Annotated in this window: 25 protein-coding genes; 6 read left to right on the forward strand and 19 right to left on the reverse strand. The window is 38.6% G+C overall.

The window, feature by feature from the left end; genetic code table 11:
* Nucleotides 1-188: 188 nt before the first annotated feature.
* Nucleotides 189-2,216 carry an NAD-dependent DNA ligase LigA gene (gene ligA, locus LW139_RS13850; RefSeq protein ID WP_247850086.1) on the reverse strand — a complete coding sequence of 676 codons (2,028 nt, stop codon included), beginning with the start codon at nt 2,214-2,216 and terminating at the stop codon, nt 189-191.
* Between the two features lie 57 nt (nt 2,217-2,273).
* Entirely contained in the window at nt 2,274-3,308 is a 1,035-nt protein-coding gene (gene zipA / locus LW139_RS13855; protein WP_432652188.1) for a cell division protein ZipA, read from the reverse strand.
* Nucleotides 3,309-3,531: 223 nt separating this feature from the next.
* Here zipA and cysZ point away from each other — a divergent pair, with 223 nt between their 5' ends.
* The gene (gene cysZ, locus LW139_RS13860; RefSeq protein WP_210812930.1) at nt 3,532-4,302 is read left to right on the forward strand and encodes a sulfate transporter CysZ; all 771 of its coding nucleotides are present in this window, start codon (nt 3,532-3,534) and stop codon (nt 4,300-4,302) included.
* 114 nt (nt 4,303-4,416) lie between these two features.
* Here cysZ and LW139_RS13865 read toward each other — a convergent pair whose 3' ends face one another.
* Complete coding sequence (locus tag LW139_RS13865) at nt 4,417-4,947, reverse strand: hypothetical protein (protein ID WP_109407301.1); 531 nt, start codon at nt 4,945-4,947, stop codon at nt 4,417-4,419.
* 236 nt (nt 4,948-5,183) lie between these two features.
* On the opposite strand from LW139_RS13865, the gene cysK reads away from it, so the two are divergent.
* The 4 genes from cysK to crr all read left to right on the forward strand — a co-directional run bounded on the left by cysK (nt 5,184) and on the right by crr (nt 9,152).
* A complete protein-coding gene (cysK, locus tag LW139_RS13870; RefSeq protein WP_109407302.1) occupies nt 5,184-6,137 on the forward strand; it encodes a cysteine synthase A in 954 nt (317 codons plus the stop codon).
* A gap of 332 nt (nt 6,138-6,469) precedes the next feature.
* A complete protein-coding gene (gene ptsH, locus LW139_RS13875) occupies nt 6,470-6,727 on the forward strand; it encodes a phosphocarrier protein Hpr (RefSeq protein WP_006533407.1) in 258 nt (85 codons plus the stop codon).
* A gap of 138 nt (nt 6,728-6,865) precedes the next feature.
* Nucleotides 6,866-8,593, forward strand: coding sequence for a phosphoenolpyruvate-protein phosphotransferase PtsI (ptsI, locus tag LW139_RS13880; protein ID WP_109407303.1), 1,728 nt, complete (start codon nt 6,866-6,868; stop codon nt 8,591-8,593).
* 49 nt (nt 8,594-8,642) lie between these two features.
* Nucleotides 8,643-9,152 (forward strand): PTS glucose transporter subunit IIA, encoded by a 510-nt coding sequence (gene crr, locus LW139_RS13885; protein ID WP_036935451.1) that lies wholly within the window; start codon nt 8,643-8,645, stop codon nt 9,150-9,152.
* Nucleotides 9,153-9,737: 585 nt separating this feature from the next.
* On the opposite strand, the gene cysM is transcribed toward crr, so the two are convergent.
* The 8 genes from cysM to LW139_RS13925 form a co-directional block, all read right to left on the reverse strand.
* The gene (gene cysM, locus LW139_RS13890; RefSeq protein ID WP_109407304.1) at nt 9,738-10,622 is read right to left on the reverse strand and encodes a cysteine synthase CysM; all 885 of its coding nucleotides are present in this window, start codon (nt 10,620-10,622) and stop codon (nt 9,738-9,740) included.
* Nucleotides 10,623-10,791: 169 nt separating this feature from the next.
* On the reverse strand, nt 10,792-11,880 hold the full coding sequence (gene cysA, locus LW139_RS13895; RefSeq protein WP_247850087.1) for a sulfate/thiosulfate ABC transporter ATP-binding protein CysA: 1,089 nt from the start codon (nt 11,878-11,880) through the stop codon (nt 10,792-10,794).
* A gap of 32 nt (nt 11,881-11,912) precedes the next feature.
* Nucleotides 11,913-12,755 carry a sulfate/thiosulfate ABC transporter permease CysW gene (cysW, locus tag LW139_RS13900; protein ID WP_247850088.1) on the reverse strand — a complete coding sequence of 281 codons (843 nt, stop codon included), beginning with the start codon at nt 12,753-12,755 and terminating at the stop codon, nt 11,913-11,915.
* The gene (gene cysT, locus LW139_RS13905; protein ID WP_072068681.1) at nt 12,755-13,588 is read right to left on the reverse strand and encodes a sulfate/thiosulfate ABC transporter permease CysT; all 834 of its coding nucleotides are present in this window, start codon (nt 13,586-13,588) and stop codon (nt 12,755-12,757) included. Before cysT ends, cysW begins: the two co-directional genes overlap by 1 nt.
* Nucleotides 13,588-14,607 carry a thiosulfate ABC transporter substrate-binding protein CysP gene (cysP, locus tag LW139_RS13910; RefSeq protein ID WP_247850089.1) on the reverse strand — a complete coding sequence of 340 codons (1,020 nt, stop codon included), beginning with the start codon at nt 14,605-14,607 and terminating at the stop codon, nt 13,588-13,590. The genes cysT and cysP overlap by 1 nt, the downstream gene beginning before the upstream one ends.
* 235 nt (nt 14,608-14,842) lie before the next feature.
* Nucleotides 14,843-15,739, reverse strand: a complete 897-nt coding sequence (locus tag LW139_RS13915; protein ID WP_166540772.1) for a Dyp-type peroxidase — start codon at nt 15,737-15,739, stop codon at nt 14,843-14,845.
* 120 nt (nt 15,740-15,859) lie between these two features.
* Nucleotides 15,860-16,477, reverse strand: a complete 618-nt coding sequence (locus tag LW139_RS13920) for an RpoE-regulated lipoprotein (RefSeq protein ID WP_227335758.1) — start codon at nt 16,475-16,477, stop codon at nt 15,860-15,862.
* Between the two features lie 333 nt (nt 16,478-16,810).
* Nucleotides 16,811-17,248, reverse strand: a complete 438-nt coding sequence (locus tag LW139_RS13925; protein WP_166540773.1) for a GNAT family acetyltransferase — start codon at nt 17,246-17,248, stop codon at nt 16,811-16,813.
* A gap of 133 nt (nt 17,249-17,381) precedes the next feature.
* Between LW139_RS13925 and hemF the strand changes: the two genes are divergently transcribed.
* Nucleotides 17,382-18,290: an oxygen-dependent coproporphyrinogen oxidase gene (gene hemF / locus LW139_RS13930; protein WP_247850090.1), complete on the forward strand. Its 909-nt coding sequence runs from the start codon at nt 17,382-17,384 to the stop codon at nt 18,288-18,290.
* Between the two features lie 220 nt (nt 18,291-18,510).
* Here hemF and LW139_RS13935 read toward each other — a convergent pair whose 3' ends face one another.
* From LW139_RS13935 to rodZ, 8 genes are all read right to left on the reverse strand, one after another.
* Nucleotides 18,511-18,858, reverse strand: a complete 348-nt coding sequence (locus tag LW139_RS13935; protein WP_247603573.1) for a hypothetical protein — start codon at nt 18,856-18,858, stop codon at nt 18,511-18,513.
* 168 nt (nt 18,859-19,026) lie between these two features.
* Nucleotides 19,027-19,596, reverse strand: a complete 570-nt coding sequence (locus LW139_RS13940) for a hypothetical protein (protein WP_247850091.1) — start codon at nt 19,594-19,596, stop codon at nt 19,027-19,029.
* A 202-nt stretch (nt 19,597-19,798) separates the two neighbouring features.
* Nucleotides 19,799-21,289, reverse strand: coding sequence for a ribosome biogenesis GTPase Der (der, locus tag LW139_RS13945; RefSeq protein ID WP_109407312.1), 1,491 nt, complete (start codon nt 21,287-21,289; stop codon nt 19,799-19,801).
* A 119-nt stretch (nt 21,290-21,408) separates the two neighbouring features.
* Nucleotides 21,409-22,581, reverse strand: a complete 1,173-nt coding sequence (gene bamB, locus LW139_RS13950; RefSeq protein WP_227335760.1) for an outer membrane protein assembly factor BamB — start codon at nt 22,579-22,581, stop codon at nt 21,409-21,411.
* A gap of 14 nt (nt 22,582-22,595) precedes the next feature.
* Entirely contained in the window at nt 22,596-23,216 is a 621-nt protein-coding gene (locus tag LW139_RS13955; protein WP_227335761.1) for a YfgM family protein, read from the reverse strand.
* A gap of 10 nt (nt 23,217-23,226) precedes the next feature.
* Entirely contained in the window at nt 23,227-24,510 is a 1,284-nt protein-coding gene (hisS, locus tag LW139_RS13960; protein WP_247850092.1) for a histidine--tRNA ligase, read from the reverse strand.
* A gap of 122 nt (nt 24,511-24,632) precedes the next feature.
* Nucleotides 24,633-25,754: a flavodoxin-dependent (E)-4-hydroxy-3-methylbut-2-enyl-diphosphate synthase gene (ispG, locus tag LW139_RS13965; protein ID WP_166540778.1), complete on the reverse strand. Its 1,122-nt coding sequence runs from the start codon at nt 25,752-25,754 to the stop codon at nt 24,633-24,635.
* A 47-nt stretch (nt 25,755-25,801) separates the two neighbouring features.
* Nucleotides 25,802-26,770 carry a cytoskeleton protein RodZ gene (gene rodZ / locus LW139_RS13970; RefSeq protein ID WP_210812925.1) on the reverse strand — a complete coding sequence of 323 codons (969 nt, stop codon included), beginning with the start codon at nt 26,768-26,770 and terminating at the stop codon, nt 25,802-25,804.
* Nucleotides 26,771-26,784 lie beyond the last annotated feature (14 nt).

Here is a 26,784-nt window from a genome sequence, read left to right on the forward strand (position 1 = left end):
ATGTAACGCGTAACATTAGGATGTGACTATTGTCACAATATCATGAAACCGCATACACACTATTTATTAAATAAGATAGGTTGATCACACTTTATAAGTTACTAAAGAAACATTAAATGTAAATTTCACTTAAGTGAAAAATGCTACTGAGAGCGTTTCTCAGTAGCATTTACTAAATAATAGAGTGATTATTTAGATTGATCAAGTAATCTTATCATTTCATCTTCATCAATAACGTCTATCCCTAACTCGTTAGCTTTCACTAACTTAGAACCTGCCGCTTCACCTGCAATCACCATATCAGTTTTTTTAGAGACACTTCCACTCACTTTTGCCCCTAAAGCCACTAATCTATCTTTTGCTTCATCGCGTGTTAATTGTGATAGTGAGCCTGTTAACACTACGGTTTTACCAGCAAAAGGATTATCACCCGCTTCATGAGTGACTATTACTGGTGCTTGCCATGTAATGCCTGCGTCATTAATTAGCTGATCAATAACCATTTTATTGTGTTCTTCTTGGAAGAAATTCACAACGTGCTTAGCCACAATATCTCCCACATCTGGGACTGATTTTAGTGCTTCAACATCTGCATTTCGTAATGCTTCAAGCGTAGAAAAATGAGCGGTTAATCCACTTGCCGTTGCTTCACCAACTTCTCTAATTCCAAGAGCATAAATAAAACGCGCAAATGTTGTTGATTTTGATTTATCTAATGCAGCAATTAATTTTTTTGCTGATTTTTCACCCATTCGCTCTAAACCAGACAAGATTTTCTCATCTAAACGAAAAAGATCTGCTGGTGTTTTGACATACTCTTTTTCAACCAATTGGTCGATAATTTTATCGCCCATACCATCAACATCCATCGCACGACGAGAAACAAAATGCTTAAGCGCTTCTTTACGTTGTGCACCACAAATTAATCCCCCAGTACAACGCGCTACCGCTTCGCCTTCAATACGCTCTATATCAGATTGGCAAATTGGGCATTGCGTTGGAAAAATAATCTCTTGTGCATCAGCAGGACGTTTCTCTTCAATCACACTAACAACCTGAGGAATAACATCACCCGCACGACGAATAACCACAGTATCGCCAATACGCAATCCCAAGCGTTCGATTTCATCAGCATTGTGTAATGTAGCATTACTCACGACAACACCAGCAACTTGCACAGGCTCTAAACGGGCAACCGGGGTAATTGCACCAGTACGCCCTACTTGGAATTCAACATCTTTGATAATCGTCATTTGCTCTTGAGCTTGGAACTTATAAGCAATAGCCCAACGTGGTGCCCTTGAGACAAAACCCAGCTCTTCTTGCAGCGCAATATCATCCACCTTAATAACGACACCATCGATATCAAAGCCTAAGTTAGGGCGAATTTCTTCTACATGATGATAAAACTCAAGAACGGCTTTACTACCAGTACACAGTTTTACTGCATCACTGACAGGTAATCCCCATTCTTTAAATAGTTGTAAACGGGCATAGTGGCTTGTAGGTAACTCACCACCTTCGAGTACACCAACGCCATAACAGAAAAAGGTTAATGGGCGTTTCGCTGTGATACGCGGATCAAGTTGTCGTAAAGATCCCGCAGCTGCGTTACGAGGGTTAGCAAATACTTTTCCCCCTGTGCGACGAGCTTCTTCGTTTAAATATTCAAAGCCTTTTTCATTCATAAAGACTTCACCACGGATCTCAATACGTGCAGGAATATTTTCACCATATAAACGCAATGGAATAGCTTTAATGGTTCTTACGTTTTCAGTGATGTTCTCTCCTGTTGTACCATCCCCTCGCGTTGCAGCTTGTACTAAAACTCCATTTTCATAAAGTAAGCTAACTGCAAGTCCATCAAGTTTTAATTCACAGCAAAAAGTGATTTCTTCACTATTTTTTAAACGATCTCGCAAACGCTTATCAAATGCCTGATAACTGGTTTCATCAAAAGCATTATCTAAAGACAACATTGGAATTTCATGTCTCACTTGCTCAAATGCAGTGAGTGGTAATGCACCAACACGTTGTGTAGGTGAATCCGAGGTAATTAATTCAGGATGTTGGGCTTCTAATGCTTTTAGCTCATTCATTAAGCGGTCGTATTCAGCATCAGGTATTTCAGGCGCGTCCATGACATGATAAAGATATTCATGGTGACGTAAGGTAACGCGAAGTTTATCAATTTTTTGTTGAGTATTTTTATTCATGATTTATCACCAAAGAAGAAAAACCCCCGCAAGCGGGGGCTTTTTTACAGATAGAAACTATTGATTTAAATCCAGCGTCCTGCGAATTCTAGATTTATAAAGCTCGATTTTTTGTGGTGTTAAGAGTTTGCGCTCATCATCAAGTACAACTCCTCCCACATCAGATGCAATACGTTGAGCTGCAAGCAACATCAATTTAAAGTTTTGGTTAGCATCACCATAAGATGGCACCATCATAAACATAGAGACACCTGGTGTGGTTAATTCAGCCATGGTATCTATATCAAAGGTTCCCGGCTTCACCATGTTGGCTAAGCTAAACAAAACAGGACCATTAGCCGTTGGATTTAGATGACGATGGAAAATATTCATTTCTCCAAACTGGAATCCAGCTTGAATAATACTTTGCATCAATATTTCACCATCCAACATTTGACCATGGTGCGCACTTACGTTTAAGACAATAACCAGCTCTTTCTCTGCTTCTTCTACAGGTTCTACAACTGGCGCAGATCCCGTTTTTGGCTCTTCAGCCGGAGCATGATGCGAAGATTCAGTTTCAGCAGGAGTCACATGAGCCGTTGTCTCTGAAATCGAAGGCTCTGAGCTCACCGATGAGCTTGCATTAACGTGTGATTTTATTTCACCCGCTACATTGACCACTGGAGCTTGTCTTGGCTCATCCCTAACAACAGGTGCAGATTCTTTTTCAATAACATCAAATACTCCAAGGCTTGGCTCTTGTTGTAGTGATGTTTCATTAGAATGCCCTTTTGCTTGGTTCTCAGACATTAATGGATCTCTATCTGCCACCGAAAATTCAGGTTCATGTAGAGACTCCGATTTTATCGGTAGCTCACTCTCCCGCTTTTCAGTAGAGGATAAAGTTGATGTCTGATGACTAGTCTCAGCATATTGTGGTTCGTCATCGTTCTCATCTGACTGATAATTCTGTTTCTGACGTTTTACTGGGCGATTACGGAAAAGCTTAGAACGCTCTTTTCGACCAATCCATAAGCCGTGTAATAACAAAGCTATGATTAAAATCGCACCAACAACGATTAATATCAGACGCAAATTTTGCTGCATCATTTCTATCTCTGTTGTCTTGAGGTTTAATAGCCACGTTGGCGAATATTACTTTTTACTAAGAGTATTTGCCAATGCTCATAAGTGCAAGCCAATACTTAATTTTCTTGTCACAAAGATACACACTTCAATCTCTTATGCGCATTTTTTAGACAATTCATGACTAGTAAGGCTGATTATCTCCCTATATGATACTAGCTTGCCCTCATTGGAGAGAATAGGAAGTATGACAAATTTGACAGAAACGAATAAAAATTTAAATGGATTTCATTATTTTGCTCTTGGTTGGCGTTTAATTACACGCAAAGGGCTAAAACGTTTTGTTATCTTGCCGTTACTTGCCAATATTATTATTCTCGGAAGTGCCTTTTGGTGGTTATATGGTCAAATTGGCGATATGGTCAATTGGATGATGGAAAAAGTCCCTGATTGGTTACAATGGCTAAGCTATTTAATTTGGCCATTATCCGTTATTTTTATTTTATTGGTGTTCACTTATTTCTTTAGCACCTTAGCTAATATTATTGCCTCTCCTTTTAATGGTCTGTTGGCTGAAAAATTAGAAGGTCAAATAACCGGTATTGCACCACCAGATACGGGAGTTACGGGTATATTAAAAGATATTCCACGTATTCTAAAACGTGAATTAACCAAAATAGCTTATTATTTACCTCGAGCTATTGTCTTGTTATTACTTTATTTTATCCCTGTTGTCGGACAAACTGTTGCTCCTATTTTATGGTTTGCTTTTGGTGCTTGGATGATGGCAATTCAATATAATGACTTCCCATTTGATAACCATAAAATTTCATTTGCAGCGATGAAATCCTCACTCAAACAGGACAAATGGAATAATCTTCAATTTGGTATGATTATTAATATTTTTACCATGATCCCTATTCTAAATTTAGTCATCATGCCTGTCGCTATTTGTGGTGCAACAGCAATGTGGTGCGATCGTTATCGCAAACAACATACACAACAAGGGCAGTGGTAAGCATTATCTCGTCGCTTATCGATCATGTTGAAAAACCCCGTTTTATTAAAACGGGGTTTTATTTTATAGGTTATATTTAAAATGCTAATTGTGTTTATTTAGCAATTGAACATATTACTCAATGAGTGAACGAATATAATCTTTCGTTTCTTCTCTATCCATCGGCTCACGTTCATTGATGCCCATTTCAAAGATATTTAAAGCACCATCTAATTTTTCAATCAGCTCTTCATCGTCTCGAATACAGAAAATATACGCATTTTCAAACGGTGTGAGATCCACTAACCGTAACCCTTTTTCTGTCAAAAAGTGGTTAATATATTCCAGATAAGGTAATTCATAAGGCAACATATAAGGATCAACACTCACCTCATCCCAATCAATATTTTCAACTTGAGATAAAATCAATGCGCTAGGTGATTCAGACAAAGAAATTTGTTCTAAGGATTTCAAATCAGGAATATCACCAAAATATTCTGTCCATTCCACATAATCCATTAATCCTTGAGCAGAGAGTGATTCGTATAGCCAATTAAGTACATCTTCTTGAGCATCAGACTCAGGTAAATTTTCACGCAAAGCTTGCGCGTCTAATTCAGGTACAGCGAGTTCCAGTGCGCTAATCAACTCTTCAATAGTTTCCATTATGACCCCTGTATTTACAATAAACGTAGTTAAAAATAGATTATCAGCCATCAATATACTGCACATCTCTTGATTTATTAATTTGTGAATCTTCTCACTCACTCTTGATTAGAACCTTTTGGAATAAAAAGAAGAAAAAGTTATAAGGTTATTCATAAAGCTTATTTCCATCTTTGTCTTGATGGCGTATGGTAATTTCATCTGACCTTATAAAAAATCATGTACCGAGGATAAAAATGAGCAAGATTTTCGAAGACAACTCGCAAACTATTGGACACACTCCCTTAATTCGCTTAAAGCATTTCGGAAATGGAAACATTCTAGCTAAAGTGGAATCTCGTAACCCAAGCTTTAGTGTGAAATGCCGTATCGGTGCCAACATGATTTGGGATGCTGAAAAGAAAGGTATCCTAAAAGAAGGTGTTGAACTTGTAGAGCCGACAAGTGGTAATACAGGGATTGCACTTGCCTATGTTGCAGCTGCACGCGGATACAAATTGACGCTAACCATGCCTGACACCATGAGCGTTGAACGCCGAAAACTACTCAAAGCATTAGGCGCCAACTTAGTGCTAACTGATGGCGCGAAAGGCATGAAAGGGGCTATCGATAAAGCCAATGAAATTCGTGATAGCGATCCTAGCCGTTATCTCCTACTACAACAATTTAGTAATCCAGCTAACCCTGAAATTCATGAAAAAACCACAGGCCCTGAAATTTGGAACGACACTGATGGTGAAGTCGGTGCTGTAATTGCAGGTGTTGGCACAGGCGGTACTATTACGGGTATTGGTCGTTACTTGAAAAAGACTCAAGGTAAAGCAGTAACAATGGTTGCGGTTGAACCAACTGGTTCCCCTGTTATTACACAAGCCTTAGCTGGTGAAGAGATTAAACCAGGTCCTCATAAAATCCAAGGTATTGGTGCTGGTTTTATCCCTGAAAACCTAGATTTATCATTACTGGATCGCGTTATTCAGATCACCAACGAAGAAGCTTTTGATACTGCGCGAGAATTAATGACCAAAGAAGGTATTTTAGCGGGGATTTCTTCTGGAGCAGCGATTGCAGCCGCCGTAAAACTGTCAAAAGAACCCGAATTTGCAAACAAAGAAATTGTGGTAATTTTACCTTCTTCAGGTGAACGTTATTTAAGCACACCACTTTTTGCTGACATTTCTGATAGCTAAATCGCATCATCTCAATTGTAAAATATTTATTAAAAAAGCACCTTAAAGGTGCTTTTTTTGTGGTAGAGATCAAACTTTGTCATCCAGACAGGTGATTTATTCCTTCGAGTTTAGTATTTAATCAATTAATTATTTCGAAGGTCGAAATTAATCAGAAAATAACCGAGATGATAAAATCACCCTCTTTTATTTTCCTGAACACTATTTTTATCAGATGACGCTTTACGACTTAATATTATCTGATATAGCTACGCAAAGCAGGACAATTTCATCTACACTTACTAAGTCCTGACTTAATGTGAACAATTGAGTTATAAAAGGAAAAAAATCCTATGTACCAGCAAGAAGTTACTATTACAGCACCAAACGGCTTACATACTCGTCCTGCGGCACAATTTGTAAAAGAAGCCAAAACGTTCTCTTCTGATATCACCCTTATCTCTAGTGGTAAATCTGCTAGTGCTAAGAGCCTTTTCAAATTACAAACCTTAGGTTTGACCCAAGGTACTGTAGTGACTATCTCTGCTGAAGGCGAAGACGAAAAGCAAGCCGTTGAAGCACTGGTAAAATTAATGGCGGAATTAGAATAATTCGCGATTAAGCATTAGCACAGTATTTATTCCCCTGAAACCATTCAGGGGAGTTAACCTCTAATGATGATTTTAAAACAACAGTATTTTGCAATCCTATTCTTTTAAGATTATCACCAGCAAGTCGTAGGATAAATTATGATTTCAGGAATTTTAGCATCACCCGGTATCGCATTTGGTCAAACCCTTCTCCTCAAAGAAGAACCAATCATCATTAGCCAACGTAAGATCCAAAGTGATGAAATTGAGAATCAAATCGAGCGCTTTAAAGATGGCCGTAATAAATCTGCACAACAACTAGAAATCATTAAAGAGCGTGCTGAAAAGAATCTCGGTGCAGATAAAGCCGAAATCTTTGAAGGCCATATCATGTTGTTAGAAGATGAAGAGTTGGAACAAGAAATTGTTACTCTTATCAAAAGCGACAAAAAAACTGCCGAAGCTGCTGTTCAATCTGTTATTGAAGATCAAGCCACCGCATTAGAAGCATTAGATGACGAGTATTTAAAAGAGCGTGCTGCTGACGTTCGTGATATTGGTAAACGCTTGATGCGTAATATTTTAGAAATGCCAATTATCGATTTAAGTGCTATTTCAGAAAAAGTTATTCTAGTGGCAACTGACCTCACCCCTTCTGAAACAGCTCAATTAAGCCTAGATAACGTATTAGGCTTTATTACTGACTTAGGGGGCAGAACATCTCACACTTCTATTATGGCTCGTTCATTAGAAATCCCTGCTATTGTGGGCACATCTAATGCGACACAAACCATTAAAAAAGACGATTATCTGGTTCTTGATGCGATTAATAACAAAATCATTATTAATCCATCTGACGAAGAACTCGAAGCATTAAAAGCCATCAAAGAAGAGTATCTGCACGAAAAAGAAGAATTAGCAAAACTCAAAGATTTACCTGCCATTACACTTGATGGGCACCAAGTCGAAGTTTGCGCTAATATTGGTACAGTTCGTGATGTTGCTGGTGCTGAACGTAACGGTGCTGAAGGTGTTGGTCTGTATCGTACTGAATTTTTATTTATGGATAGAGACTCTTTACCAACAGAAGATGAGCAATTCCAAGCCTATAAAGCGGTAGCAGAAGCGGTTGGAAGTCCTGCGGTCATTATTCGTACTATGGATATTGGCGGTGATAAAGACTTACCTTACATGAATCTACCCAAAGAAGAGAACCCATTCTTAGGTTGGCGTGCAATTCGTATTTGTCTTGACCGTAAAGAGATCCTTCATTCACAATTACGTGCTATCTTAAGAGCATCTGCTTTTGGTAAACTGCGTATTATGTTTCCAATGATTATCTCTGTTGAAGAGATCCGCGCATTGAAAGCAGAACTTGAAATATTGAAAAGCCAACTTCGTGAAGAAAATAAAGCTTTTGATGAGTCTATTGAAGTCGGTGTGATGGTAGAAACACCAGCAGCTGCAGTAATGGCTCGCCATATGGCAAAAGAAGTTGACTTTTTCAGTATTGGGACTAACGATCTAACACAATATACTCTGGCTGTAGACCGTGGAAATGAGCTGATATCTCATCTATATAATCCAATGTCACCTGCAGTACTCAACCTGATAAAACAGGTGATTGATGCATCACATGCTGAAGGTAAATGGACTGGAATGTGTGGTGAACTTGCTGGAGATGAACGAGCAACACTGCTCCTTCTAGGCATGGGATTAGATGAGTTTAGTATGAGTGCTATTTCAATTCCTCGCATCAAAAAAGTGATCCGCAATGCGAATTACGATGATGCAAGAGCACTAGCAGAGCAAGCACTTGCTCAGCCAACTGCAAAAGAATTGATGGACTTAGTAGAAACTTTTACTAAAGAAAAGACACTGTGCTAATCGCATTAGCCAGAGCCCGGTCCCAACTACAATAATTAGGAGAAGATTCATGGGTCTGTTTGATAAATTAAAATCACTGGTTTCAGAGGAAAAGAAAGGCAGTGGCACGATTGATATTGTTGCACCACTTTCAGGTGAAATCGTCAATATCGAAGATGTTCCTGATGTTGTTTTCGCTGAAAAAATCGTAGGTGACGGTATTGCTATCAAACCTGCTGGTAATAAAATTGTTGCACCAGTCGATGGTACTATCGGTAAAATTTTCGAGACTAACCATGCTTTCTCTATTGAGTCTGACAACGGTATCGAGTTATTTGTCCACTTCGGTATCGACACTGTTGAACTGAAAGGTGAAGGGTTTAAACGTATCGCTGAAGAAGGTCAGCAAGTAAAAGTTGGTGATACTATTTTAGAATTTGACTTGGCTGTATTAGAAGAAAAAGCAAAATCAGTTCTAACGCCAGTTGTCATTTCTAATATGGATGAAATTCAAGGTTTAACCAAAATGACAGGCCCAGTTACTGTTGGTGAAACCGTTATTATTCAGATTAAAAAATAATCTTCTGAGATGTTCTCTATTTAAACCGCCACCAATAATGTGGCGGTTTTTTTATATTCAAAACCCAAAAAATACTCTAACTCATTCGACGATATTATTACTCTAAATAATTCAAGATGCAGTTAGGCGACAAGGGAATAAGTCGCTAAGAACATACATAAGTATGTGACTAGTGTGAATGAACGCAGTTAACAACTGCTACAACTTGAAGTATAACGAGTAAATATTCTAAATAATTCAAGGTGTAGCTAGGAGATAAGTAAATGAGTCGCTAGGAGCATACACAAGTATGTGACTAGTGCGAATGAGCGCAGTCAACAACGCTACAACTTGAAGTATAACGAGTAAATACTCTAAATAATTCAAGGTGTAGCTAGGCGACAAGGGAATAAGTCGCTAGGAACATACACAAGTATGTGACTAGTGCGAATGAGCGCAGTCAACAACGCTACAACTTGAAGTATAACGAGTAAATACTCTAAATAATTCAAGGTGTAGCTAGGCGACAAGGGAATAAGTCGCTAGGAACATACACAAGTATGTGACTAGTGCGAATGAGCGCAGTCAACAACGCTACAACTTGAATTATGACGAGTAAACGCCTGTTGATAAATAACGATCCCCTCTATCACACACAATGGCCACAATCACTGCCCCTGGATTTTCTTTTGCAACGCGCAGAGCGCCAGCAACAGCGCCTCCAGAACTCACACCACAGAAGATACCCTCTTGACTTGCTAAAAGGCGCATCGTTGATTCTGCTTCGGTTTGAGACATATCAATCACACTATCCACCAGCTCTTTTTTAAAAATTCCCGGCAAATAAGCGGGCGACCAGCGACGAATACCTGGAATTTGGCTTTTTTCTTCTGGCTGAAGTCCAATAATTTGCACGCTATCAGATTGTGTTTTTAAGTAACTACCCACACCGGTGATCGTCCCCGTTGTTCCCATACTCGAAACAAAATGTGTAATACGACCTTGCGTCTGTTGCCAAATTTCGGGGCCTGTTGACAAAAAATGGGCTCTTGGATTATCTGGGTTATTAAATTGATCTAATACTTTTCCCTCTCCCTGCTGTTCCATTTGTTGTGCGAGATCTCGTGCACCTTCCATACCGACTTCACGACTCACTAAAATCAATTCTGCGCCATAAGCTTGCATTGATGCTTGACGTTCTTTACTCATATTCTCAGGCATTAACAGCTTTAAACGGTAACCTTTTACCGCTGCAATCATGGCTAAGGCAATCCCAGTATTACCACTAGTTGCCTCAATAAGCGTATCACCTGGCTTTATTTCACCACGTAATTCTGCTTGTTCAATCATAGATAATGCGGCTCTGTCTTTCACTGAACCTGCTGGGTTATTACCTTCAAGTTTAACCCAGATTTCAGCGTCTACTTCTTGCGTAAGTCGTTGTAGTTTTACTAATGGTGTATTACCAATAAATTGTTCTAACCCTGCCACAATAAGTCCCTGCTCATTTATTTGTCTGTATTAATGAAGAAATCACATTTAACTTATTAACGCAATAGCATTAACGTATTTAGATAACTTTAGGCTATTGTCAAAACCAAAACACCCATGCTTAAAAATAGGCATGGGTGATAATTAGAAAGTACAATGAGAAATATAATTACGCGGTATACGCCAACGACACGGTTTTTAAGGGAGTATCACCCGAATATAAACGGGCTTGGGCACCTCCCATATAATAGGTGTTTCCTTTTGCTGGCGTTAAAGACATCTCATTCCATACTGCCGTAATTGGCGTTTTACTCCATCCAATGGGTTGTAAAATCAATTGCCAATAATGTCCTTTAGGTGAAACCTCAATGACTTTAACCGGTAATCGACAGACACTATTTTCATGTGTACTTAATGCTATTTCCCAAGGACGTAAAAATACATCTACTTCACCTTGATAAAGCGGTGTCACCGATAATGGCAAGTGATAGCCCCCAATATGTAATTGTGCGCCATTAATCTCACCTTGTAGATGATTAACATCACCTAGAAATTCGAGTACAAAACGGCTTGAAGGTGATTGCCACACTCCTTGTGGTGTACCTACTTGTTCTATTTTTCCATTCCCCATTATCACAATGCGATCAGCCACTTCCATTGCTTCTTGTTGATCATGAGTCACAAAAACGCTAGTAAATTTAAGTTCTTCATGCAACTCACGTAACCAACGGCGTAATTCTGTTCTTACTTTTGCGTCTAAAGCGCCAAAAGGCTCATCGAGTAGTAAAATTTGAGGTTCAACAGCCAAAGCCCTTGCTAAAGCCACCCGCTGTTTTTGCCCACCCGATAATTGTGCAGGATAACGTTGAGCTAAGTGAGGCAATTGGATCATCTCCAATAGTTGAGTCACTTTTTTATGAATAGCATCTTTGCTTGGTCTTTCACGACGTGGTAATACGGTTAAGCCAAATGCAATATTCTCAAATACGGTCATATGGCGAAACAGCGCATAATGCTGAAAAACAAAACCGACTTTACGTGAACGAGCATGTAATCGACTAACATCTTGTCCTTCAAAACAGATTTTCCCTTGGGTTTGATGTTCTAATCCCGCAATAATACGTAAAAGTGTTGTTTTTCCTGATCCTGAAGGCCCTAACAATGCCACCATTTCACCTGAAGCGACATCAAGACTGACATCATGCAACACTTCGGTGCGATCAAAATATTTTGTGACGTTATTAATTTCAATACTCATATTTTGCCTCTACTTTTGTGTCAATAATGATGTCATTGCTGACGCGCTAAGTGCCATTGCAATGCACTTTTAAACATTAAGGTGAATATCGCCATCATGGCGAGTAATGCGGCGGCCGTAAAGGCACCAACGGTATTGTAATCTTGATGTAGCAATTCAACTTGTAACGGCAGTGAATAGGTTTCACCACGAATAGCACCAGATACCACTGAAACAGCTCCGAACTCACCAATGGCTCTGGCATTGGTTAATATCACACCATATAACAATGCCCAGCGAATATTCGGTAATGTCACACGCCAAAACATTTTCCATCCACTCGCTCCTAATAACACAGCGGCTTCATCTTCTTGGCTACCTTGACTCATCATCACCGGCACCAGTTCTCTAACCACAAAAGGGCAAGTGACAAACACCGTAACTAATACCATTCCCGGCCATGAAAACATAAGCTGAATATCAAACTGAGATAACCATTGCCCTGCCCATCCATTACTACCGTAAAAAAGTAAGTAGAGCAGTCCAGCGACAACGGGCGATACCGCAAAAGGAATATCAATTAGTGTCATTAATAGTTGGCGTCCTGGGAAACGAAAGCGAGTAACCAGCCATGCCATACTGACACCAAACAACATATTGACAGGTACGGTGATTAACGCGATTAATACCGTTAACCAGACAGCATGTAACATATCGCCGTCTAATAAGTTTTCAGTAAATATTTCAATACCTTTTGAAAACGCGGTCATAAAGATCCACGCTATAGGCACAACTAAAAATAAAATGGATAACACAACGCCTGTAAGGATTAATCCCCATTTTATCCAATCAATCTGGCGACGATAAATAGAGCGTTGCTGTATAATATCTGACATCAATGCCCCCTCAACCGTTGTCCAAATCGGCTTTGCAATCCATTAATTGAAAACAGTAAGACTAAAGAAACAAGTAAAATCACAGAAGCCACAGCACTAGCTGCAGGATAATCAAACTCTTGTAATCGAATAAAAATCATCAAGGAAACCACTTCTGTTTGCCATGCAATATTACCGGCAATAAAAATAACGGCACCAAACTCCCCCAAACTGCGTGTAAAAGAGAGCGCGGTTCCAGCAATTAGCGCGGGTGATAATTCAGGTAATACAACTTTACGAAATGTTTGCCAACGGCTCGCTCCTAGCGTTTCAGCGGCCTCTTCATACTCTGGGCCTAACTCTTCAAGCACTGGCTGAACCGTTCTTACTACAAAAGGTAAACTGGTAAAAGCCATCGCAACAGCGATACCAATCCATGTGTTAATTACTTTGATATCAAATTTATCTAACACAAAGCCATACCAACCTTGCGTTGAAAACAGAGTAGCGAGCGTCAATCCTGCAACCGCAGTAGGTAAAGCAAAAGGCAAGTCCATTAAACCATCAAGTAGTTGTCTACCTGGAAAACGGTAACGTGTAATGATCCACGCAAGCAACATGCCAAAAATAGCATTAAAAATACTGGCAACCGCAGCCGCAAGTAGTGTGACTTTATACGCGGCAACAATTTGGGGATGCGTTATGACGGCCCAATATTGCGCCCAGCTCATATCAGAAAGTTGCACAACCAGCGCACTCATTGGTAATAGTAAGATCAAGCAGGTATAAAACAGTGTTCCGCCTAAGCTTAATCCAAATCCCGGTAATACTCGTTTACTGGTTGTGGTAAACATTATTGACGTCCTTGCGCTAATAACTTGTCAAGCATGCCATCAGTTGTGAAATGCGTTTTCATCACGTTATTCCAGTCACCAAATATCTCTTCAACGGTAAATAAAGATGTTGCTGGAAATTGTGCTGCTTTTTGAGCCATAACAGCTTTATCATTCACGCGATAGTTAAATTGCGTGATGATCTCTTGTGCTTTAGGACTGTATAAATAATTGAGGTAAGCTTTTGCCAATGTTTCTGTGTCATTACGTTGCACATTTTTATCAATCCAAGCGACTGGAAACTCAGCTAGAATATCTACGGGTGGCACAATAACTTGATATTCATCTTCACCATATTGCTGGCGAATATTATTAACTTCGGATTCAAAACTGATCAGCACATCCCCAAGACCACGCTCAATAAAAGAGGTTGTAGCGCCACGCCCTCCTGTATCAAACACTTCAACATTTTTAAGGAACTTTTTCATTGCTTCTTGGGTTTTCTCATCATTACCATAGGCTTTTTCAAAAGCTCCCCAAGCAGCTAAATAGGTATAGCGCCCATTACCTGATGTTTTTGGATTAGGGAAAACCACTTTGACATCTTCGCGAATTAAATCCTCCCATGTCGTAATATTTTTAGGATTACCTTTGCGCACTAAATACGCCATAGTGGAATAATAAGGTGAGCTATTATTAGGAAGACGTTGTTGCCAATCCGCAGGAATAAGCTTGCCTTTATCATGCAGAATTTGCACATCGGTCACTTGGTTATATGTCACTACATCAGCAGGTAGCCCTTGCAATATCGCAAGTGCTTGCTTAGAAGAACCCGCATGAGATTGTTTGATAGTCACTTTGTCATCAGGATGCTGTGCATCCCACTGAGTTTTAAAATCACTATTTAGCTGTGTGAATAACTCTCGCGCAATGTCATAAGAGCTATTAAGTAATTGAGCAGCCCCTGCATAACTGCTGACAACCAAAGACAATGCTGTAGTTGCTTGTAATGCAAAGGTTCTGATTGTGTTTTTCTTCATCAAAAGTACCCATCATTGTAAGTTTTATTCTAATGGTTACTTTATCGGCTTTATTTATAACAGTGTAGTTAGCTTTTGTTATTTGATATAACTGAAAGCTATTAAAATTGAGTAAAACGCAAGCTAATTAATTAAATTTACATCAATTGGAATTAATGTGAAAAAAATTCAGACAAAAATGCCTGCGATTAAAGCAGGCATTTTATCAATAAAAAATTATTTAATGCTTGGCAATTTATAGTGCTTTTAAGACTTCATAAGATGGAGCAAAGTAATAACTTCCTGTAACAGGCTTACTCATACGTAATAAGTCATCGTGTTTACCATCTAATTCACCAAACATACTTAGTAATTGCTGTTCAATATTATATAAACGACCACAATAAGCTAAGAAATATAAACCATGTTTACCACTTGCAGTACCGTAAGGGAGGCTGTGACGTAAAATTGCTAACTCTTCGCCATCTTCTTCAATCACAACACGAGAAACATGAGATGTGACATTACGTTCTGATTCATCAAGTTCAACACTGTCTTTTTTAGTTCGACCGATCATTTTTTCTTGATCTGATTCACTAAAACGAGCCCATTTTTTTAGGTTATGCTCATAACGCTGAACTAAAACATAACTACCACCAGCATCTACACCATCATTAATCAATGCAACACCGTAGCGTTCATCATCTTGTGGGTTTTCAGTACCATCAATAAAACCACTTAAATCACGCTCTTCTATCCAACGGAAACCATGAATTTCTTCTTCAACTTTAATCACATCCCCAAAAGCTGCAATTGCCGCTTGTGCCAATGAAAAGTTCACATCATGGCGCATAGATTGAATGTGAATAAGCAGATCACGTTGTGTCGCTGGTGCTAAACCTTTACCTAATGGGCGAAAAGGTTTTAGCTCAGGAGCACTGTTTTCATCTGATAATTTTTTCCAAAGATCAGAGCCAAATGCAACAACTGCGCCTAATGACGCATCAGGAAATTGCTTTTGTAAATCAGATAATGATTGCATAAATTTCTGACATCCTTGACGCAGAAATTCTAATTCACCCACGACCATTGCTTCGATAAAAAGACCAAATTTACTATGTGCGACTAAAATGCCACTTTGTGCATGAGACATATTGCTTCCCTAATCAATAATCAAAACGCTCGGAATAATGTTAATTATATCGAATATTTTTTTCCGAAGATTTGCCTTTTAACAAATATCAGACAGTCTGATTATAAAATCTTCCATATATTATAGAGAATAGCGTGTAGGCGTTTTGTTCTGCCAAATAATTTGCGTTAACGTCCAATTTGATAAAACTTCATCCGGTGGCATCAATCCATCAGGACCATCCCATTGTCCACTAAAGACATAACTCACCGATTTAGCTTCTGTGGATTGACATAAAATTGTTCTCTGTTTTTCATCCTTAGGGCCTTTGCTGCATGCACCAAAGGCTTTTTTATAGATATCTTTAAATGGTGTACCAATAGTTGTACCCCAATCTGTCGTTGCCTTGGCATCAAAGACTTCTATTTTCTCTACTGTGCCTTTTTCTTTGCCGTAGAAAGCCACTTGAATTTTATTATCATCTAGGCCCTGAACAACGACGATAATATCATTGCCTTGCATTTCCATACCTTCACGATAATGAAAGCGACTTCCTAACTCATTCTTAATATCATTTTCTGTAATTTTTGTTGAGTTTGTAATATTACCTAATCCATTAGCGGAAACGGTTAGCGTATCATTTGAGAACCAATTCATCGGATTTAGTGCAGAAAAAGACATTCCTCCCATGGATGAACAGCCACTTAATAACAAAACGCTTGTGCTTAAACACAAGGGTAACCAAAATTTAGGCATCATTTATTTCTCCGTTAAACTTTTTCATCACTCATTAAAATAGATATTGATGTCATTAGGCACACCTTATCTTACTCTTTACCGCACCTCAATCATCAGACTAAAACACCCACAATAAATTAGCATAACAAAGTATTACCTAATTTAACGTCGAATAATCTCATGAAAAAGAAAGCCTAGTTACGACCCTTTACATCACGGTTTGTTCCACAGAAAAAGCAATATCAGATTTTACGTATAAAATAAGGGAATAAAGTGTGGGATAAAAATAGAGAAACAGAAAAGGCAAACACAAAAGTAAGAGTAACCCTCAAAATATTGAGGGCTTATGTCATGTTAGAGATCAAAATCCTGATCGACAATTAATCGTTTAGTATAAGTTGTACTTTCTTGGTTTTGATCTTCATACAACAGCTTTTCAAACATAAAAATCGTTGCATCATTTTCTTCTGGTACAACTAATGTAATTTGTGGGCATCCTTTCGCGATCAGTTTTTTTTCTAATCGAGAGATCAATGCATTCGCAATGCCTCTGCCACGAAAGTCTGGGTGAACCCCTAAATAGTATAAAGATCCACGATGACCATCGTAGCCCCCCATTACACTCCCCACTAGTTCACCGGCCACTTCTGCAATCAGAAATAAATCAGGTGAATGGTTTATTTTTCTTTCAATATCAATTTCGGGATCGTTCTCTGGCGAAATTAAATCGCAACGTTCCCAAAGTGTAATAATTGCCTCAAAATCATCTTGGCGAAATACACGTATTTCCATGGTTTTGCCTGTTATTGTTCATACAAATCTGAATTTATTATCGCTTGTTTGGTTTATGAATCAACTTGAAAATGAGAACATAGACAATATGGAGTTCTATTTTTAATAAATATGATAAAAATTGTAGGTTATTATGAATTTACCTGATATTCATCGCGTTAAAGAATTTTTCTTATCACTACAAGATACGATTTGTCACTCTCTTGAAAACATAGACCAAAAAGCTACTTTTCAGCAAGATAATTGGGAAAGAAAAGAAGGTGGTGGTGGCCGTACTCGTGTATTAACTCATGGCGCACTTTTCGAACAAGCAGGTGTTAATTTTTCACATGTCTATGGTGAGTCACTCCCTAAATCGGCAACAGCACATCGTCCTGAATTAGCCGGACGCCGTTTCCAAGCAATGGGTGTTTCATTAGTTATTCACCCACTTAATCCTTATATTCCTACCTCTCATGCTAATGTGCGTTTTTTTATTGCTGAAAAAGAAGGTGAAGATCCCATTTGGTGGTTTGGCGGTGGTTTTGATTTAACACCTTATTATGGATTTGAAGAAGACGTTATTCATTGGCATAAGGTTGCTAAATCTGTTTGTACCCCTTTTAGTGAAGATTATTATCCACGTTATAAAAAATGGTGTGATGATTACTTTTATATTAAACACCGCAACGAACCCCGTGGTGTCGGTGGGCTTTTCTTTGATGATTTAAATACACCAGATTTTGACCATTGTTTCGAGTTTGTTCAATGTGTCGGCCTTGGTTATATTGATGCTTACTTACCTATAGTTGAAAAACGCAAATCAATGCCTTGGGGAGAGCGTGAGCGCCAATTCCAACTCTATCGCCGTGGTCGCTATGTTGAGTTTAATTTAGTGTGGGATAGAGGAACTTTATTTGGCTTGCAAAGTGGTGGAAGAACAGAGTCTATTTTAATGTCTATGCCACCTTTGGTCCGTTTTGAATATGATTATTCGCCTGAGCCAGATACTCCAGAAGCAAAGCTATACAGTGACTTTTTGATCCAAAAAGAGTGGGTATAAAGAAAATAAATCATTAAAGGTACAGCCACACGCGACCGCCACAATGTAACGTGCTGATAATGACCTTAAACTATTAATACTTAAACGTTATATTGATGCGATAGGTAGTATGCTTACCATTGATATCACATTACTTAATGCTGAAAAAACAACCCTGAATTTATTATAAATTCAGGGTATTTAATTCATTTTTAACTTGTTTTGTTTAACTAACTAAAAGTCAATTAAACAAAAAGGCCAGTAATCCTGTAACTTTATTTTTATTTTCCCAGCCTTCTCCTCTCATACAGGTATTAAAATAATCCCTACGCTGCCATTCATTCGCATCTGAAGGAAAAGATGTCCCGGCCCCTGAAGTTGGAATATCTTTACCATTTATTTTCATTGGAGCAAAAGAAGGCTGACTTGAAGCCACATATCTCGCAGGATATCGTGCATTGGCTTCTTGCATACACATATTTTTAGCGATATCTAAAGGAGATGGTGTGCTGGTGTTTGCTTCCCATTTTTCAGGTGTTGCACAAGCAGAAAGCATAAAAATTGATGCAATGATAATTGTTTTTTTCAAAATAATAGCTCATTAAGACGAATAGGAATCAATTACATTTTAAATTATTATTTGAAAAATTAAATTAAGTTTTTATGAAAACCATATCATTATATGATAATTAAATTAAAAAAATTAATGAAATCAATATCAAATGAGGAGTAACACCTTGTTTAAATGATGCTTTTTTTATTCTTCAAATAACTCATCAGGGCAATCTGAAATAACATCAAAGCCTAAATAATAATATAAGTGATATTTTTTCAGATTATCTTTATTATAAATATGTATTCCCTCAGAGCTATAGCAATTCGTTATATTCACTTTGTTTTCATTAAAGGTAATTTCAACTTGCTTTAAAACACCTGTGATTTTAACTGTATTTTCTTGCTTAGGGTTATTAGGGTAAATAACAGATACTGACAACTCATCCATAAAATGTGCAAGTTGCATCGTTTTTTTATTATAAATAAATGTATAAGTTATTTTATCGTCAACAGGATCATAAACCACATTGTGTTTGTCTGAAATGGTAAAATCTTCACCTTTTAATGATAAGCAACGATCGTTGTTTTTATCTGTGAGATCATTAAAGCAAGTATAAACAGATTGCCCTGTAAGTATCGCTTTATCGGTGTATAAAAAAAGTCCATCTTCTTTATTGGAAACGAGTCCAATAGAAAAATCATCCGAACCATTGCTACTAAAAGCAACATGTTGATATCCCAAAAGAATAAAAAGAAGAATAACTCTAAGCATAGATATTTCTCAAAAATAAGAAAGGAACACCAGTTTTATAGCTGGCAGTGATAACTATTTTTATAAATAATAGAGACTAAATTATCTTAGCGATGTTAGCACGTCAATAATAGAAAGAAAGCAGCCAAAAATAATGCTTAGAGATAAAAAAACTGAGTTCATTATAAATTGAACTCAGTTTTTATTTTGGTACTAAATTAACTTATTTTGATTTCTTCAAATGTGACATTAAACGCTTACGTTTACGCAACTGAGATTGTGTTAATTTATTTTTCTTATCCGCATAAGGGTTTTCACCCTCTTTAAATTGAATACGGATTGGCGTCCCCATAACTTGCAGAGTACGACGGAAATAGTTCATCAAATAACGCTTATAGCTATCTGGTAAATCAGTTACCTGATTACCATGAATAACTACAACAGGTGGATTATAACCACCAGCGTGTGCATATTTCATTTTTACACGGCGTCCACGAACAATTGGTGGCTGGTGATCATCTTCAGCCATCTTCATGATACGAGTGAGCATTGATGTACCTACGCGACGCGTTGCACAGACATAAGCTTCTTGAATAGATTCAAAAAGATTACCTACACCACTACCATGTAATGCAGAAATAAAGTGAACTCGCGCAAAGTCAACAAAGCCCAGTTTAAGATCAAGCATGGCTTTTACTTGTTCACGATCGTCTTGTGTCATGCCATCCCATTTATTAACAGCAATCACTAATGAACGACCCGCATTCAAGATATAACCTAGTAATGAAAGATCTTGGTCTGAGATACCTTCACGCGCATCAATAACTAACAATGCAACATTAGAATCTTCAATCGCTTGCAGCGTTTTGATAACAGAGAATTTTTCTACAGTTTCTTTCACTTTGCCGCGCTTACGAACGCCTGCTGTATCGATGATGATATATTCTTTATCATCTCGTTCCATAGGAATGTAGATACTATCGCGGGTTGTACCGGGCATATCGTAAACAACAACACGATCTTCACCAAGCATACGATTTGTCAGCGTCGATTTACCTACATTAGGGCGACCAACAATCGCCAATTTTACAGGTAATGTAGAAGGATCGAAGTCATCTTCTTCCTCTTCTAATGCTTGTGCTTCTTGCTCAGCTTCTAATGCAGCCCAATATGCTGCATTCTCTTCTTCTTCAGTCAGCTCTTTTTCTTCTTCAACCACTTTTCCTGTAATCGGTAATAATGCTTGTTCAATTAATTGAGCCACACCACGACCATGAGAAGCCGCAATTGGGAAAATTTCACCTAAACCTAAAGAATAGAAATCAGCTAATGCTGTATCAGTATCAATACCGTCTGTTTTATTCGCAACTAGATATGTTTTTTTCTCAACACCACGAAGATGTTTGGCAATGCCTTGGTCTGCTGGCATTAAACCGGCACGTGCATCCACTAAAAAGAGTACAACGTCGGCTTCTTGAATTGCCTGTAATGATTGTGATGCCATATGGGTTTCAACACCCTCTTCAGCACCATCAATACCACCAGTATCAATAATAATAAACTCTTCGCCCTCTAACTCTGCACGACCGTATTTACGGTCACGAGTGAGGCCTGGAAAATCGGCAACTAATGCGTCTCTGGTGCGTGTTAGTCGATTAAATAACGTGGATTTACCCACGTTAGGGCGCCCTACTAAGGCAATAACGGGTATCATTTTTTGATGCCTCATAAAAATACAATCATAATTCTGATTGTATTTTACATGTAATTACTAAAAAGACGAAACGGCTCCTTTAAAGGAGCCGTAAAATAAATAGATTTGTCAGTAATTAATTACCGACTATAAAGATAAAGCTTACCGTCACGAGCTTGGATCATCAGTTTATCATTTACCGCTTGAGGACGACTTAATAAACCAGAGCTATTCACTTCGTTTTGTGCAATGAATTTACCTGTCGAAGTATCAATCCAATGGAGATAACCTTCTGCATCACCAACCACTAAATAGCCATCAAAAATAGCAGGTGCGGTTAAATTACGATGCAATAAATCTTCTTGTGTCCATAATGTCACACCATCAGATTTACGAACAGATAAAACTCGGTCATTTTGGTCAACAAGGTAAAGATTATCACCTAATAGCACCATATCATTGACTGAACCTAAATCGCGTTTCCAAAGAATTTGTCCAGAACGCATATCAAGGCTAACTAAGCTACCGTTATATGCCATTGCATATACTGTATTTTCATCAATAATAGGTGTCATATCCACATCATTTAATCGGCTAATTTCTGTTGAGCCTTTAATTTGTGAAATATTTTGTTGCCAAATCAGCTGTCCTTGAGAAAGGATAACTGCACTGACACGGCCATTATCTGCACCAATAATTGCAGCACCATAAGCGACAGCTGGCGCAGATTCACCACGAAGAGATAATGATGGGGTATCTAAATTAACTGTCCATGATATTTCGCCAGTTAATAAATCCAATCCTTGCAATAAGCCATTGCTGGTATGAATAAGCACTAATCCATCACTAACAACAGGTTTTGAAATGGCTTCCCCTGCAACATCGGTTTCCCAATCAATAGAACCATTATCAGTATTTAGCGCATAGACTTTGGCTTTTTCAGTTCCCACAAAAACACGAGTACCTGAAACAGTCAGCCCACCAGAAAGTAATGCGGATTCATTAGATGAAAGAAAACCGGTTTTAATAGAGAGATCTTGTGACCAAAGCTCTTTACCTGTTTCCAAATCTAACGCTTTAACTAAACCATGGCGATCAGCGACATAGACAACTGGGCCATCCCATGTTGGTGACAAGTGAGAATAGTATTTACCAATACCATTTCCAACTGATTTGTCCCAAACAGCTCTAGGTGTAAATTGGCTCTGCACCTCAGGTAATGGAGACATTGTCACATTATCCTGTTCACTAGAACACCCTGCCAATAAAGCAGATGCTAGTAGACCAACCAGGAGAGTTTTACGCAGTTGCATGTCTGAAGATCCCTTTAATTGGATAAATTATTGAGTTTAAGTTCAACCAGTGAGCGAATAGCACCCGCATTTTCATCTGTTAATGCGCTACGATAAGCCGTTGCTGCACCTGCATTATCGCCTTTTTTCGCTAATACATCACCACGGATATAATTTTTCATTCCATTCCATGCTTTGCCTTTCACTTGCTCTAACGAAATCAAAGCTGCATCAGTTTTATCTAATGCTAATTGTACGCGAGCTAAACGAAGATTAAGCATATCTGCAAATGCATCATTTTTTACTTTTGCAACAGCGGTTGTCAGATGACGCTCACCATTAACTAAGTCATTAGCATCAATAGCAATCTGTGCAAGTTCTAATGACGCTAATGCGCCATAAATATCATTTGTATCTGTAACAAATTTTTCGGCTAACGCAATATTTTCAGGAGTCGGTTTAGCGAGTGCTTCACTCACTGTTGCAAAAGCCCCTGCACTTTCTTGCAGGCGATTTGTTTGATGTGATTGCCAATATTTCCAACCAAACACACCACCAAAACCAATAACTGCAGCTAAAACAATGGTTAAACCGTAATTTTTTATAAACTGTTTAATTGCATCAACTTGTTCGTTTTCGGTGCTATAAACTTCCACAAGTCTCTCCTTAACCTAATAACAGAGTCAATTGCTGAGCTAGCTCATTACGAGCAACGATTGTTTGTTCTCCTGAACGCAAATCTTTCACTGCAACGGTGCCAGCATTAATTTCATCTTCGCCTAAAATCAATGCAATTTTAGCGCCTTGTTTATCGGCACGTCCTAATTGCTTTTTAAAGTTACCGTTACCGTGATTCGTCATTAGACGTAAGGTTGGTAATTGGTCACGAATTTCTTCAGCAAGCATTAATGCTGAGCTTTGGCTCTTCTCACCAAAAGAAGCAAGGTAAACATCAGCCACATTAGTGTCTGCAACAAATTCAGGGTTAACCGCTTGAACTAATAAAATCATGCGCTCCATACCCATTGCAAAACCCACCGCTGGTGTTGGATGTCCGCCAAGTTGCTTCACTAGACCATCGTAACGCCCACCGGCACAAACTGTGCCTTGTGATCCTAATGCGCTGGTAACCCACTCAAAAACAGTACGGTTATAATAATCTAAACCTCGCACTAAGCGCTGATTAACGCGGTAGGTAATACCCACAGCATCTAGTAATGCACAAAGACCATCAAAGTGCGCTCTTGATTCGTCATCAAGATAATCGAAAAGTTCAGGCGCATCATTCAATAAAGTCTGAATTTCTGGATTTTTTGAGTCTAAAACGCGTAATGGGTTAGAATACATACGACGTTTGCAGTCTTCATCTAGCTTATCTACATGCTGCTCTAAGAAAGCAACTAACGCTTCACGGTATTTAGCACGCGCTTCTAATGAACCAATCGAGTTAAGTTCTAATGTTACATGTTCTGCAATACCTAACGCTTTCCACCAGCGCGCAGTTAACATAATTAATTCCGCATCAATATCTGGGCCTTGTAGACCAAAGACTTCTGCACCTAACTGGTGGAATTGACGATAACGACCTTTTTGAGGGCGCTCATAGCGGAACATTGGCCCTAAATACCATAAACGTTGTTCTTGGTTATAAAGCAAACCATGTTCGATACCTGCACGTACACAGCCCGCAGTATTTTCTGGGCGTAACGTCAGGCTTTGCGCATCTTCACCACGATCGGTAAAAGTATACATTTCTTTTTCAACAACATCAGTGACTTCACCAATTGCTCGCTGAAATAGAGGGGTATGCTCTACGATAGGTGTTCTGATTTCACTAAAACCATAACCCGCTAAAATTTGTTTTAGCGTATTTTCGATTTTCTGCCATACACGAGTGTCAGCAGGTAGATAGTCGTTCATACCACGAATGGCTTGGATTTTTTGTGCCACTTTTCTTCTCTAATAGTTATTAGTTGATTGTTAGGCTGATTATAGAAGCGAAATCAATCAGTATTCAACGTGAAATCAATAGTAAAACTGGCTCATTGATTAATGAGCCAGTTTTTTGAGTGTTATTTATCCAATTGATTTATATTTATACGCATGCTGTCATCAAGCATTGACGCTTTAGCGCGGATCTTCGCTTCTAATAAATCAATCATATTACCATTATCAAGACGTTCTTTTTGTCTTACGCCATCTTCATAAAAACCACTGCGTGTTTTAGCACCAGTAACGCCTAAAGTTGATACCTCAGCTTCACCAGGGCCATTAACAACACAACCGATAATAGAGACATCCATTGGAGTGATAATATCTTCTAGACGTTGTTCTAATTCATTAACTGTTCCAATAACATCAAATTCTTGACGGGAACATGTCGGACACGCAATAAAGTTAATACCACGAGAACGAATACGTAATGATTTTAGAATATCAAAACCGACTTTAACCTCTTCAACAGGATCAGCCGCTAATGAAATTCTTAATGTGTCGCCAATACCTTCTGATAATAAGATCCCTAAACCAATAGCCGATTTAACTGATCCTGCTCTTGCTCCACCGGCTTCAGTGATCCCAAGATGTAAAGGTTGATCAATTTTTTTCGCTAATAAGCGATAAGAATCTACGGCAAGGAAAACATCAGAGGCTTTTACACTAACTTTAAATTGTTCAAAGTTCAGTCGATCGAGAATATCGACATGACGCATTGCTGATTCAACTAACGCTTCAGGTGTAGGCTCTCCGTATTTCTCTTGAATGTCTTTTTCAAGTGAGCCTCCGTTTACACCAATACGAATAGGAATATTATAATGGCGAGCACAGTCAACAACTTGACGAATACGCTCTTCACTACCAATATTACCTGGGTTGATACGCAAGCAATCAACGCCATATTCAGCGACTTTTAATGCAATACGATAGTCAAAATGAATATCAGCTACTAAAGGCACATTAACCTGTTGCTTAATTAATTTGAATGCTTCAGCAGCATCCATTGTAGGTACAGAAACACGAACAATATCCACCCCAACACGTTCCAGAGATTTTATCTGGCGAACAGTCGCTTCTACGTCTGTTGTTCGTGTATTCGTCATCGACTGTACAGCGATAGGTGCGCCATCGCCAACAGGAACATTACCTACATTAATTCGGGTCGATTTGCGACGAATAATAGGTGATTCTTTATGCATTGATTAATTCTCCCATGCTTCCATGCTTGCTCAAATGTGTAGTCAGATTAAGCGCTCGGTACTGTTATTTTTGCTATTTTTCCAGTAAAACGACTTAAATCAATTGATTCACCATTAAACTGTAAGCGAGTAACAGAAGGTGCGCCTATTTTTAGTTTATAAGGTTGCTCACCATCAAATTCCAAACGATCACCCGCTTTCTTAATACCATTAAATAAGATTTTATTTTGAGCATTACGAATTTCTAACCAACACTCACCATCAAACATTAACACTAATTGGTTTGCTATCTCTGGCGCTTGTGATGATGTTGATTCTTGTGTTGAATTTGCACGAGAAGTTGTTGATGTTGTTAACGGCGATACCGGTAATGGAACTGTTCTAACTTCTATAGGTGCTGGTGTTGTCGTTTCAATTGTTGGTGACGTAGCAACATTACTCCCCTGAGTATCGACTAATGGCGATGCAGGTACTTGTAAATTATCACCTTCAGATGTTGACGTATTATCTAAGGTTGCTAATGGAGAATCTACCGTATTGGTGTTTTCTTGTGTACTATTTTGCCCTATGTCTTGTGATGCCATAGAGACTAATTCTTGTTGATCCGCCTGATGACCTTGCCACCACCAAACACCAACGAGTGCGACCATTACAATGACAATCACCCATGTGATTTTCATCAGCCAACCCTCACGTTTTTTGTGACGCTTACCTAATGAATAATTTTGTGTGGTTGTCATCCTAATTTGTTTCACAGGCGCTTGTTGGTCGATAAAACCAAGGATGTCTTTTTCAGGAACGCCAACTAATTTGGCGTAAGAACGCATATATCCGCGTAAGAAGGTTGGTGCAATATCAGAAGAAACGGAATCTGTTTCAATTTCGCGAACTGTTGATAACTTCAAACAAAGTCGATCAGCAACAGTTTGTTGTGTTAGCCCTACTTTTTCTCGTGCCTGACGTAAAAGTTGACCTGCTGTTAATTTCACTTCTTCGGTTTTGTTTTCAGTATTCATTAGCAATCTAGGCA

This window comes from Proteus vulgaris, assembly GCF_023100685.1.
In the GTDB taxonomy this organism is placed as follows: domain Bacteria; phylum Pseudomonadota; class Gammaproteobacteria; order Enterobacterales; family Enterobacteriaceae; genus Proteus.

Bases quoted from the DNA above. Each gene is read 5' to 3' on its own strand.
- ligA (WP_247850086.1), bottom strand. From the start codon at position 2,216: ATGAATAAAAATACTCAACAAAAAATTGATAAACTTCGCGTTACCTTA.
- zipA (WP_432652188.1), bottom strand. From the start codon at position 3,308: ATGATGCAGCAAAATTTGCGTCTGATATTAATCGTTGTTGGTGCGATT.
- cysZ (WP_210812930.1), top strand. From the start codon at position 3,532: ATGACAAATTTGACAGAAACGAATAAAAATTTAAATGGATTTCATTAT.
- LW139_RS13865 (WP_109407301.1), bottom strand. From the start codon at position 4,947: ATGGAAACTATTGAAGAGTTGATTAGCGCACTGGAACTCGCTGTACCT.
- cysK (WP_109407302.1), top strand. From the start codon at position 5,184: ATGAGCAAGATTTTCGAAGACAACTCGCAAACTATTGGACACACTCCC.
- ptsH (WP_006533407.1), top strand. From the start codon at position 6,470: ATGTACCAGCAAGAAGTTACTATTACAGCACCAAACGGCTTACATACT.
- ptsI (WP_109407303.1), top strand. From the start codon at position 6,866: ATGATTTCAGGAATTTTAGCATCACCCGGTATCGCATTTGGTCAAACC.
- crr (WP_036935451.1), top strand. From the start codon at position 8,643: ATGGGTCTGTTTGATAAATTAAAATCACTGGTTTCAGAGGAAAAGAAA.
- cysA (WP_247850087.1), bottom strand. From the start codon at position 11,880: ATGAGTATTGAAATTAATAACGTCACAAAATATTTTGATCGCACCGAA.
- cysW (WP_247850088.1), bottom strand. From the start codon at position 12,755: ATGTCAGATATTATACAGCAACGCTCTATTTATCGTCGCCAGATTGAT.
- cysT (WP_072068681.1), bottom strand. From the start codon at position 13,588: ATGTTTACCACAACCAGTAAACGAGTATTACCGGGATTTGGATTAAGC.
- cysP (WP_247850089.1), bottom strand. From the start codon at position 14,607: ATGAAGAAAAACACAATCAGAACCTTTGCATTACAAGCAACTACAGCA.
- LW139_RS13915 (WP_166540772.1), bottom strand. From the start codon at position 15,739: ATGTCTCATGCACAAAGTGGCATTTTAGTCGCACATAGTAAATTTGGT.
- LW139_RS13920 (WP_227335758.1), bottom strand. From the start codon at position 16,477: ATGATGCCTAAATTTTGGTTACCCTTGTGTTTAAGCACAAGCGTTTTG.
- LW139_RS13925 (WP_166540773.1), bottom strand. From the start codon at position 17,248: ATGGAAATACGTGTATTTCGCCAAGATGATTTTGAGGCAATTATTACA.
- hemF (WP_247850090.1), top strand. From the start codon at position 17,382: ATGAATTTACCTGATATTCATCGCGTTAAAGAATTTTTCTTATCACTA.
- LW139_RS13940 (WP_247850091.1), bottom strand. From the start codon at position 19,596: ATGCTTAGAGTTATTCTTCTTTTTATTCTTTTGGGATATCAACATGTT.
- der (WP_109407312.1), bottom strand. From the start codon at position 21,289: ATGATACCCGTTATTGCCTTAGTAGGGCGCCCTAACGTGGGTAAATCC.
- bamB (WP_227335760.1), bottom strand. From the start codon at position 22,581: ATGCAACTGCGTAAAACTCTCCTGGTTGGTCTACTAGCATCTGCTTTA.
- ispG (WP_166540778.1), bottom strand. From the start codon at position 25,754: ATGCATAAAGAATCACCTATTATTCGTCGCAAATCGACCCGAATTAAT.
- rodZ (WP_210812925.1), bottom strand. From the start codon at position 26,770: ATGAATACTGAAAACAAAACCGAAGAAGTGAAATTAACAGCAGGTCAA.